At 49.4% G+C, this 11,753-nt stretch carries 7 protein-coding genes; 1 reads left to right on the forward strand and 6 read right to left on the reverse strand.

Features of this window, described 5'->3' with window-relative positions:
• The coding region (locus AN476_RS21290; RefSeq protein ID WP_253279962.1) for a hypothetical protein at positions 1-771 on the forward strand (771 nt) is incomplete at its 5' end.
• 370 nt (positions 772-1,141) lie between these two features.
• On the opposite strand, the gene AN476_RS21295 is transcribed toward AN476_RS21290, so the two are convergent.
• From AN476_RS21295 to AN476_RS21320, 6 genes are all read right to left on the reverse strand, one after another.
• The gene (locus AN476_RS21295) at positions 1,142-7,609 is read right to left on the reverse strand and encodes a hypothetical protein (protein WP_157063835.1); all 6,468 of its coding nucleotides are present in this window, start codon (positions 7,607-7,609) and stop codon (positions 1,142-1,144) included.
• A gap of 185 nt (positions 7,610-7,794) precedes the next feature.
• Positions 7,795-9,012, reverse strand: a complete 1,218-nt coding sequence (locus tag AN476_RS21300; protein ID WP_054463785.1) for a hypothetical protein — start codon at positions 9,010-9,012, stop codon at positions 7,795-7,797.
• Entirely contained in the window at positions 9,009-9,380 is a 372-nt protein-coding gene (locus AN476_RS21305) for a hypothetical protein (RefSeq protein WP_054463786.1), read from the reverse strand. The genes AN476_RS21300 and AN476_RS21305 overlap by 4 nt, the downstream gene beginning before the upstream one ends.
• 420 nt (positions 9,381-9,800) lie before the next feature.
• Positions 9,801-10,184 (reverse strand): hypothetical protein, encoded by a 384-nt coding sequence (locus tag AN476_RS21310; protein ID WP_157063836.1) that lies wholly within the window; start codon positions 10,182-10,184, stop codon positions 9,801-9,803.
• A gap of 177 nt (positions 10,185-10,361) precedes the next feature.
• Positions 10,362-10,631, reverse strand: coding sequence for a hypothetical protein (locus AN476_RS21315; protein ID WP_054463788.1), 270 nt, complete (start codon positions 10,629-10,631; stop codon positions 10,362-10,364).
• A 262-nt stretch (positions 10,632-10,893) separates the two neighbouring features.
• Positions 10,894-11,753 (reverse strand): AAA family ATPase (locus AN476_RS21320; RefSeq protein WP_157063837.1); only part of this gene is annotated, 860 nt, incomplete at its 5' end.

Raw genomic sequence — 11,753 nt, forward strand, 5'->3', positions numbered from 1 at the left:
CCACTAACCCTACAAGGACTAAAGCGTATTACTCACCATACTATCCGGCAGTTTGTTCGCGATAGCCCAAAGACAGAAACTGAGAGTTACGATTATAGCCTTGAGCGAGCTGGCATCGTGCAAGTGCAACTCGCCTCTCAATACTGGGTCGGGAAGCCACTAAATGATGCTGTTGAAGTTCGACGAAGGCTCGAGGGATTTCTACAGCAGTTGTCGGCGCTCGAGACTGGGCAAGAAAACGCTTCCCTTACCGATCTAAGACCAATGATCGCTGACATGGAGCGGTTGTTTCCTCAGGCGAAAACTGCACAAAAAATTTCGATTTTTGGTCTTCACGTGCTGTTCAATTTGACGGTCTCTGAGGAGAACAGGTCGACTGGTTGGAAAGAGTTTCTACAAGATCATGAAGAATTTGGAAGCAAAGCCGAGTCCGAAATTGTTATTTGCCGTACGTTTCTAGGTGACCATAACTGGCCTTTAGAGGCTCACAAAAAGGCCTATGAGAAGTATTGGTCTGAGCGTGCCACTAGGTCTGGCATACATGCGCCTCGTCTTTTCGAGGCTGCTATGGCTCTTGCCCTAGCGGAAAGATATCGACTGGCAGGCGAACTGGATGTTGTCAGAGCTTATTTGGGCGAGGCCGTCGAGGCGTTCCCAGACAGTTCAACGTTGCAACAATGTGAAGCAGAAATCTCATTTGATGCTCCAATTGAGTGGCGGAACATTCTTACAGAAATGAGATCGAATGAGCTGGCCGACAACGATGGGTAGTGAACCTTTGTTCGCGCTGAACTGTCAAAGGTAGATTGACCAATTTGGAAAACGCGGTCACGATCATCTGCCAAGTGGGCGGTGTTCGTTTCGTAAAGGTTGCGCTGATGCGATCCCGTTTTCGCGATAGCTAGAAACAGCCTTTTTTGTTGTGCAAATGTGATGCAGCAAAAGTCCGCTTCCCTACCCGGATTGTAGGGCAACAATGTCCGCTGCGGGCTGCGGGCTGCGGGCTGTGGGCTGCCGCTAGACGCGAGCCGCACCAATGTCGGCTATGGCCGTTCGTGTTGATCGACACGAGGGGCGGTAAGGAGCTGTTCGCCGCGCGTGCGATATCGATAGCTATAATTGTATAAAGCGGACCTTCGACTTACCGGCATCTCAGAACCGCTTCATAGCATTTGGGAAAGTCCGACCGATCGTGTTCTGATAGTGCTGCAATAGCACTTCTACTCTTCGCTGAGATTCTCATAGGAACTTTAATTGAACCAACTCCTGAAACGATCACTGCTGCCGTCTTTGTTGCAAATTTCCCATCGTATTCTCCAGATTTGATGTACTTTTGAATTTTGATCAAAATGATTAGGTTGCGGTGCCGTGATCTAAGGAATTTTTTGAGTTTGTCGGTGTCGACTGCCAGCCTATCCCCAACTGTTTCCGTCTCATGTTGGCCTTGTCCTTTCCGCAGTCCCCACGCCTCTGAACGCAGGAACACATTTTGGCTTTCATCCATCCAAGAACGACCGAAATCATCAGTCCGCTTTAGTGATAACGCTGCTATCGTTTTGTCGTTTGGCCTTGTTCTTCCGGCGACATGCTTGACAGCGTATGGATCAGAAGCATCGATGCCTTCGCGATGAATCTCTTCAGTAAAAAGCCACGGCTCCACCGGCACTGCTTCAGATCCGCTCGTTGGATGATCATCTTCATCTGGTAGCCATTGAAAGAATGGGTCCGTCAACAGCAGACTTTCAACAACAGCAACAGTGTCTTCTGGTCTCACAAAACCTGATGCAATTTTGACATCGTTTCCGTTGTCATCTTGCCAAAAGCCATTCACATAAAGCTGATCTGGCTCAAGCCTTCCTTGTTCAGCGCCAGTAATTGAAGCAATAACTCTTCGCTCATACGACTTGGTCTGTTCATTGGGCTCATCGATTTTTAGATCAATGTTGCGTTGATCAATTGGGAACAAGTCCATGGCATCTGCCAGCCAAGCTTGTCCATCAATCGCTGGAAGATAGTCGGCTATCCAACCTTCCCAAGGGTCGTCTCGCCAATAGTGCTCAGCCAATTTGTGAGTTTTGAAGTATTTTCCAACTGAAACCCAAACGGCGTGATGCGCCAGATATGCACCGTATCCGTCAGTAAACCTATCCCCACCATTCCAGTCACCACCGCTCAGGTTCCTAGGACACTCCCGCATATACTTTATGTCGCTGTTCCATTGCCTCACTTGTGCTGCGACCTCCTCTTCAACGCGCCAAGTGTCTATGTGGAAGAGTTCGCCAACCCCGTTGAGTGTATTTTTGTCGAAGTCGTGATCGAAGTAGAAGCCGGCATCGCTCCGGTATTTTCCGTCTGGTCTACCGCCATAGTGGTCGCGGCGATGGTCGAGCTGGTCTTTTGAAACAATTCCTTGTGCCTTCATTTTTTGAGCAATGCTGGAAAGCACCTTTGAAACAGGGGCGTCCAGTGCGTGCTTTGGTATCGCGTTAAGGACGCTGAAAGCGTAGTGCCTGATCAATGCATGATCTGTTTGAGATTGGATCGCGTCGACAAAAAAACTCTGAAGGCCCTTAAGCGCACCTGGCATTTCATAGGCAATTTTCGAGAAAGCGACCATCATCCAAAGCTTTGCATGCAAATGATAAAAGGGAAGCTCCACATCGTTGAATGGTACGGCATCTTCGCGGTCAAATTGGCCCATGATTTGACCCAGAACATCAAAAGAGCCCATGCGAGCCAACCGGACCATTGAATGCGCTGCTCGCCACCGATCTCTGGCATCCGGAGCGCCAAGTCGAAACCAAAGCAACTGCGCCACAATGCTCTCTTGATCTTCTTCCAGAGAGTATTCTTCTGAAAACTCGGGATCTGTCAAACCTTCGGGTATTGTCTCTGCTAGCCCAGAAACGACCTGAGAAAACGCATCTTCGAAGGTCGAATGGGTTACTTTTTTCGAAAACCAATACGCATATCTGAGCCAATCGCACGCAGAAAAACTCGTTAAGTCTGACCTGCTCGCCAAAAGTGCACAGCACAAAGTTTCTGCTTCTTGCCCCTTAGATCGGAGTATTAACTCCCGAAAAACTGTGTCAGTAAACCAAGCCCCGCCCCAAAGTTCGTCCGCGTGCGATTTCGCAAGAGCTATCGGCAGTTGCTTATAGAAATCTTGAATTACTAGAGACGAGTTCCCGAAATCCCCTGATACGGCTTCAAACGCCGCAAGCTTTTCTCGAAGCTCCGCAACCTCGGAGTTTTGAATAACGTTTAGGAACTTTATTCGTTCATCTAACCTTTTGACGCCTTTGGAAAGGCTCAAGAGCGCGGATTGTGCATTTTGATAATCGCCTTTTTTACTGGTCACCTCTTGGAGATACTCATCGACCTTGTTTACGTCGAAGCGGTCGACCTCAAACGACGCTGAGCGCGGCCTGTCCTGCTCCTCCGATACCCTAAGGTCACCATACTCTTTCTTGTACCTTTTGCTTGCAAGATCGAACGCTGCTTCGACGCGCTTTCGCGAGCAATTGTCGGGCGGCAACTTGGAAAACCCCACAACAACATCCTTTAGACTGTCCTGCGGGACGCCGCCTGCGTAGACCCTATCGAATTCTTGGACGACCCACCGCGCAAACTGTTCCATTTCATTTTTCGGAAGCCGATCCAACACTTCCCCAACAAAACCGCCCGCATTCCAATCCCACCGTTCGGTAAGTTGATCCAAACCCAACAGCGAAGCGGCTAGTGTGTGGGTCAGTCGCCCAGACACAATTAGTTCTTGCAGATAGGGCAAAAAGCTCCGGCGCAAATCTGCCTTTCCCCTATCTGCTAAGCGCGTGAGGAACGAAACGGAACGAAATCCACCTATCCTAGCAAGCCCCTGACTGAAGGTTGGCCAGATGAACTTTTCTTCTTCATAGGGCAGGCCAATTTCGCAAATTCGGTTAAAGTCGTGAACCGCTTTTTCGTTTATTGGAGGGCCGCCGTATGCTGCAGCTATACTGGCGAGCCAGTTAATTTCGTCGTGGTTGTCAGAACCTACCGCGTCTGCGAAGTTTAGGGCCTCCTTAAAGTAGGCGCCAGCCTCGTCACGTGAAGCACCCCAAACAGCCTCACCCAATCGGCAAATTCCATCGAGACGAGACCCAATCTGATCATCTTGCTTAAGTTTTTCAAATACCTTGGCAGCTAGACAGATTGCTGCTTCATTCGACACAGACGTTTTTGCCAAGTCTCTGACAACCAGATACATTTCTCGAGGATAACCTAATGGTGATTCAGGTATCCAGTCCGCAACTTGTTTAGCCGTCTTCTCGTCCCAGCCTTTTGCCAGAGAAACCAAGCGGCAGATGGGCATGAAGCTCTGATAGGCAGTATACCGTTTCTGGTCTCGGAAAGGGTAATTGCTCTTTTTCTCGACATCTTCCGCTAACGATGTAAGGCAATCTTGCACTAATCTTGCATCGCATTGGCCAGTGAGCAATTTTTGAAGATTTTGTATTACTTGAACTAGAGGCTTGGAACGATGCTCCAAACATCGTTCGATTTTGTCGGTGTCGAGCTTCGTCGATTTCTTAGATCTTCCCCGCGGCGTTGCGAGTAACCTCTTGCATGCCTCTTCAATTGCTTTGGGGCCGCGCCTCTTGGTGGAGGTTGGAATCTCTTTCCAAAGTTCCGCAGGAATGGCTTCCCGAACGCTAGCTTTTCTGTTGCCCAGACTACATTCGATTGACGACGCCAAAACCCACCTAACAATATCCCCGCCGTAGTCGTGTTGGTTTTCGTAGTCCCATCGTTCTGGACGATCTATGGATGCTCGCACCAAGAACAACTTGGCCTCGTGTTTCAGGCCGAGTAAAAGAGACTCAGTTGCAAAGTCTAGATAGGCATCCTTTAAGGTGAGTCTTTTCCTGTCCTCCCAGCGGTTCCTTGTATCCGTCTCGTCAGTTTCATCATTTTGCGCCAGAACTTTTAGCAGTGCGATCCTAATTGAACCTTCCAATTCGAGTTCAGTTAGAGCAGCAGACAAACACCAAGACTGTTTTAGCGTACCATCAAGGAGAAAACCCAACAGTTCGTCTCGGATGCCCACGGCTCTGTCGCTTATATCCAGTTGCTTTTGAAGCATTTCCAGTAAGCTTGCAAAGAACCTGAATGCCTTATTGGCGCTGCGCTTAGAAAGCCAGTCGACTATCTTCTTCACTTGCCCGTCCAAGAGCAGAACATAAAGTGGCGACTTCCAATCGCTGGACTTGAAGCCAGCAGCAATTGCTGAGTCTTCGTCATTTTTGGAATTGTACCAGTTCAACCATTCGATGGACTTGAGTGCTTGACGTTTAGCCTCATTGAAGTCACCTAGGAACGCGTAGGTCGCGGCCAAGGTGCCGTGATGCGCTCCCGGCCATTGGGATTTGTTCTCAACCAATCTTCTCAATGCTTCAGGATCATTGCTTGCTGCTACTAGCTCAGGGTGACTTTCAATTAGAGCGTCACTTCGATCACTGCCACCTGCAATGCTTGCCGCAAACATTGATAGCCTGAAAACATCATCCGACCGCTGCTTCGCTGCACAGGCTTCGACGGCTTTTGAAATTCTTGCTAGATGGATGCCTGTCCGAGCAATTTTACTCGTAACCGAACTTGGAATGATCGTGGAAAATGCCAATTCTACTAGTTCGTCAGTCAAGTTTAGTTCTTGAAGAACGTGAGGAAGACTTCTTGTCGCGTATGTTGAAACGGCCTGCCTCGCCTTCATGTTTGCGATAACTCCGTCGAATGCCTTTGCATCGGCTTCGAGGTTCCTGCGCGCAACAGTCTCGGTTGGTTCATCTCGGAAAATCAACCCGTGATCTGTGATTTCGATGAGCGGAAATAAATCTGAAAAAAAGCTGACGATTTCAGCTTCTTTCAACGAATATGCATCTGCAATTTCTGCCACGGGGATTGGAGGCGGCATGACAGACATGCCGCGTAACAACATGTTTGTTTTTTCACGCGAAACACCTCTTTCGACACTTAGTTTTTTTGCGTCTTCGAATTGTTTTTGGATGAGTTCGTCGAGAAGTTCGCCAGCATTCTTACCTTCGTCTTTGACGTCAGCTCCATCATAGGGTCGTCCGGCATTTAGCAACGCGTCGAGATATCTAGGGTTTCCAAGTGATTTGGCTTTAAGCACATGGACATCGTTGTCGGAGATATGGGCATCGAAGTGGTCGGCCCTTTTCTTGACTTCTTGGTCATCAAATGGAGGAATTTCAAATTTGGGCAGGTCCAGATCACCCACTGCATCTGCGATACGTTCGGTCCTGCACGAGGCGACCAACAACAATCCATCGATTGGCTCAATCAGCAAAGCTTCGATGAGCTGGTTCGCAAAAGAGTTGGTATTTGTTGCCTCTGCTCTCAGGCCCGCGTGATCCACAGCGTCAAGGAGCAAAACTATCTTCGCCGTATTGCTCCGCCTTTGGAAAGCAGCGGTTGCCTGCTTTAGTCGTTTAAGGCCTGTTCGCAAAAGAGAAGCTTCGTCAGCGCCGGGCAGCAACGGGTCACATAGCCCTTTCACCGCTATCGAGTTGACCAAGTGAACCAAACTCCGACTTACCAAGTGGCGTTCGTCACCCGGCATTCTCCATCGGCCGCCGCCAAACCCATCGTGGAGTATGCAAAGACAGTTCTCACCAAAGTGCTGAGCTAATGCTTGCAGAGTAACTGTTTTACCTGAACCACCCGCCCCATGGATCAACATAGGGCTTTGGACATCAAGTAGGTCCGCAACGACGGTGTCTAGGAATGAACGAGCAACTACGTTTTCAACATCAGGAAACGATTGGGGAACAGGGAATAGGTCGTCCTCATCGCTCAACTCAAGAGCCCCGAGAACATCAGTGCGTTTCACAACGTTGTCTTTGTATCCTTCCGTTCCTGCCTTATCCCTGAGAAGCTGGCAAAGGCTATGGAAACGGAATTTGGCAATTACGTCGTTTGCGCCGCCCCAATTTGCCACAATATTTCGTACGCTTGCCTTTTCCCCACGAAGTGAGCGGCCCGCCCCGACGATACTGAGCTTACTTAACAGCTCGACCAACTCCGTTGAGGCGGTTTCTTCGCCTTCTGTCAGCGTACGGTATTGTCTTTTTTGCATGCCGTTCAGCGAAGAATAAGGCTTCTTTTCGGAAATTGCCCTGATTGCTGTCCTTAGATTGCCACCAACTTCGCGATTGGTCGCAAATTCAAATTCTAAAGCGGCTTCGACCCAACCCGCCCCATTCTGCGTAAGATAGTCACGCCTTGCTTCCAGAAACTTAGATATAGTCTTTGAGATGTGACCAGCGGAAAGCGCTGTAGCATTTTCGGACGCAACATATTTGAATTGAGTCACGATGACTTTTTTGGCGTCTTTTGATGGATGACCACCAAAATACTGGACCATGTCGGCTATATCCATGGCTTCGCTGGAAAAATCTTCGGATTCTTCTTTTGCGAAACCCTCCATCGCGATAGCGTGGAGATCGGAGCCTGGCATCAATAGTCCCAATGCAACGCGGGAAGCCCAAGCCTCGTGGTATTCGTGGCCGTCTCGTGAGGCTGCTACAGTAATGGGGTCGTTTGACAAAGGTTTCTCCCAAAATTCTCATATTTGGCGATTGGTAGCTTTCTAAATGGCGTACGACTTGACGAGACGGCAAACAAGTTCAATTGAACTGCCGCGCTGTTTACTACAACGGGTCGCAACCTCGTCCGAACGAATACTCAATATCGAACGGCTAGACTAACTGGTCGCAAACTAGATGTTGAGAATTAGCGGGCACCGGGCGGTTTATAGATCGGACTGGGGGCAATGGACCTGGCGGCTGTACACAGTGATTTCTTGAGCATTCGTGCGAGTTTAGTCATCAAGTTTGGATCGTTTAGATCTGGAAGGGCTTCGAAGTCAGCGCTTGTGGTATCCATTTTGCGCCTGGCTGTGAACGTTTCTATCGCTGCTTTCAACTCATTCGCAGCCTGAGCCAGCTCAGTTGCCTCTGCGTCTAGCGCTGAGCCGCCTTGTCGATGATCAGTAGTAGAGCGTTCAGACGTTGGACAATCTGGTTGTTCGTTTGGTGTAGGTTGTCCTGGTTGTTGATAATAGTCGTCAACAATTCGCGTATGCTCTGGTCTGGATCCGGGCTCTGGCTCTGTTCGGTCATATAAATACTCCTCCGTATGGGCGATGAAATTGGCCACGTCAGCGGCCTTGATCTTAAGAATGCGGTTTGCATTGTGAAGTTGCTCGCCGTTGCTGGTGATGAGATTTAAGCGGCTGCCTTTGTCACCCTGCAGGATGCGGATGCCATCAAATCTGTCGATTAGCTCCGCGAATGCTGCTGGCTGCTGATTGCGCGGTAGAGCAGCGATGTTGCGCAGCTCGTGGTGGTAGGTTTTCATATCGAAACCGAGGCGCAGACCTCGCTGGTTTTCTTTTGATCCGAAATCAGATTTCGACCGGCTGTTGATTAGGTCAGTCAGCTGGTCTGCGAAGTCATCTAGCCCACGTTCCAACATTCGTTTGTGAGTGAAGTCATTGTGAGCGCCGCTGACGAGCTGGTGGCCGTATTCCAGTTCGCAAAATCGGCTAACAGCCTCATCCCTTTTTTTGCTGCGGTACATTCGGTAGACTCTCCCGTTCCCGTCTGCGGCTGGCCTGACGTAGTGAAAGTGATCCATCATTTTGCCATTGCCTCGACGGCTAAAGTGTCTTGTCAACAGTATTGGATCATCAGATGAGAAACCGAATTCCTCGTTGATCGCCCCAATCGTCTTGGTGAGTTGTTCCGGCGTCAGAGGTTCGTTTGGACTGATTGTTATGTGTATAAGCCCATTTGTGTGGCCTGCCAGTACCGCAAACTTGTCAGCGACTTCCAGCGCCTCAGGATCGCCCTGCAACAGCTCCACGGCCTCGTTTTGATTGGTGGCTTGTACATAAGCGACTGTGTTGCTGCCTGTACCAGAGCAAATGCCGTGGCTTTTGATGATCAAACGGTGACGTCCGGCTTTAAGCGGTCGAGCTGCGACCTGAATTCGGACAACGGTTTACTCCATGAGCTGTGGCCAAACGCAATAGCCTTGTGCATTGCTGCGAATTGGTTTGAATCGAGAGTTCCGGCCAGTTGTGCCGCGTTGATGCTGCGCTGACACTGGTTCAAATTTCCTGAGATAGTAGCAAGCAAAAACGCGATCTTTTTGAGCTCAACAGCAGAGGGTAGGCGCTTGCATGAACCGGGGCCAAAAATAAGAAACCTTGCATAGTCAGCTTTTGATATGCGCTGATCGTGAGCGTGGTTTTTGATTTTGTCTGCTTCTTCGGGGGTGAGCCATATCTTAAAATCCTCGGTTCGTTTCGTCATTGTAATATCCTTTAATCTTGGTGCTGCCTTTTGGGGGTCAAGGGGGAGGTGAAGCCTCCCCTTTGCAATTGTCGGCGCGACCCCTCAGGGGTTGGGAGGTCCCACTTGCTTATATTTAGTGGGCGCCAAATATCAAATTGCATTGGATTTTAAAAATGCAAGTGCTTTTCCCGATGATCAAATGAAGTTTATTTCTTGGTGTCTCTGCAAAAGGGGGGTGAAAACTACAAACATTTTTTCATGCTCACAGGTTTGTTAATAGTGGAAATCAGAAGGTCACTATGTTTTGCCGCTGGTTGACGGGATGTTGGACCGCAGAATAATATGAGGTCAGTGGCCACGGCACGCGCATTACTGAAGGCCTTTGCGATGTAAGCCAAGGCTCGCCGCGAAATCTTTTCATTTCTGCGCATGTGAGTACTAACCGAGATCGTCGATGTCACTGCTGCCAATCGCTCGCGCTATTATCTCGTCAATATTGATTTGAGCGCTTTGGTGCCTGATCTTAGCTTCTTCATCCTCCACTTTCTTCGGAAGTACCTTCATGTAGTAGTGGCGGCTCGCTTCGTATCCGTCGTCAGTAAGTCGACCGACGGCGCGGAGCCAGCTTTCGCTTTGCCGTGAGAAATATTTGGAGGCAACATGTTCTGCTTCTCCGCGAGCAAGTGGGTGATGTCTTTTTTCAATGTTATTATATCTAACGGACATAATTTTTTTGTTTCTCGCGGTTAAATCTTTAAGTGCTTCCCACATCGATATCGAATATAGGAATTTTTGAACTGATTTGTTGAATTCTTCATCCATGGTAGGGATTTGGGGTGGAGAAATGAAAAGAGGGTTTAAGTTGTAAGGCTCATGTTTCTAGGCAGAGGAGAGTGTATGAGCAGAAAGAGGTTGGGGAGTACATTCTTACATGGATAGTGCGTGAATATCGGTTTTGCGCCGAAATCCACGCGGCTACGATGAGCGTTTTATCAAGTGTTACCACAGTCCTGGCGACGGCGTATAGCTGCTGCTGGCCTGTTCTTCAAGTAAATCACACTTGCGCGCGAATAGATGTCGCAATAATTTTTCAGAATAAAAAAGGCAACGCCAATTGGCCTGTGTATTATCGAGGGTCACTTCGTTCTCGCCCCCTTCGGTCCATCGGGCGACTTCCTCAATCACATCGTCGATGTTGTGAAGGGAAAGTTCTTCGAAATTGTAGTTCCCATATTCGTCGAAAATTTCTAGATTTGGTTTGTCCGTCATCGTGTTTCCTAACTTTGAAGTATCTTGGCTGTTCGTTGCGCTTGAAGTGCAACGATTGGAGTGTTGTGGGTAGTTCACTGCATTGAAGCAGAAAATTGGCAGTGCGACTTTTTCGGGTGAGTACTGCCGTACGTCACGAAGATCCGGTAAGAAGCACTATTATAGTTTTTCCAGAAGCTGGGCGATGCAGGTTGATCGGGCATCGGTCTCGTCACAAACGTCACACCTCCTAGAGGTGTGTGACGTTTGTGACGGTTTCTGCTCAATCACTATCCCGTGCTTTCCAAACGTAGTCACCCCATTCGTAGATTTCACCCATCTTGGTGAGATTGTCCTTGGCTCGCTTGAATGCCATGCGGGCAGAGTTTTCGCTTTGGCCCTTGGTCAGTCCATGGATAGCACAAGCGTCACGCCAGTGTTTGAGGTGGACGACCTGGCCGTTTTCAGGGTAGATACCGCCAGCCTTGGTTTCGCCGTGTTCTAGCAGGGCTTCACAAAGCAATCGAAGACAAATAGCATCTTTGCCCTTAGGCTGTTGACGCTGCTTTGTTGCTGGCGCGCCTGCCTCTACTACCGCACTCGTAACTGGTTCTCCATCTTCATCCCGACCGATTGTAACTGGCCGAAGGGTGAAGTGTAGTGGTTCAGCGTGGAGCATATCACGCTGTTTCTTGCATACGATCTCACCTCTGGATGTAACATTGATTTCGGTGTCCACTGCCGCTCGCAATGCGGATGACCCACGCGCACCCCGGTCTTCGTCCTTGCCGGTATGGTGAATGACCATTACATGCGCCCCAGTTGCTTCGCGGATCAAGTCGCAGTTCTTTACGAACATGGAAGTGTCCTTTGCCGTATTCTCGTCTCCCGCGCCCAAACTGCGGGATACCGTGTCGACCACCACGAGTGCGAGGGGATTATTTGCTATGATCTTGCATACGGCCAGCGCGTCTCCATCGCTGTGCAGGTCTAAGCTGATGGGCAATAGAGTAAAAGGAGCAGACCCCATGTCTGGTCGTACGTGCTTATAGGCTGCAAGCCGATTGCGGACACCTGCGCCACCCTCCGCCGCGATGTAAAGTACCGCGCCGCCGTAAACCCTGCACCCACGCCAAACTTTGC

Source organism: Phaeobacter sp. 11ANDIMAR09 (genome assembly GCF_001294455.1).
Taxonomy (GTDB): Bacteria; Pseudomonadota; Alphaproteobacteria; order Rhodobacterales; family Rhodobacteraceae; genus Pseudophaeobacter.

What these genes read in the sequence shown, in the direction of transcription:
- AN476_RS21305 (WP_054463786.1), bottom strand. Translation starts at nt 9,380, where the DNA reads ATGACGAAACGAACCGAGGATTTTAAGATATGGCTCACCCCCGAAGAA.
- AN476_RS21310 (WP_157063836.1), bottom strand. Translation starts at nt 10,184, where the DNA reads ATGGATGAAGAATTCAACAAATCAGTTCAAAAATTCCTATATTCGATA.
- AN476_RS21315 (WP_054463788.1), bottom strand. Translation starts at nt 10,631, where the DNA reads ATGACGGACAAACCAAATCTAGAAATTTTCGACGAATATGGGAACTAC.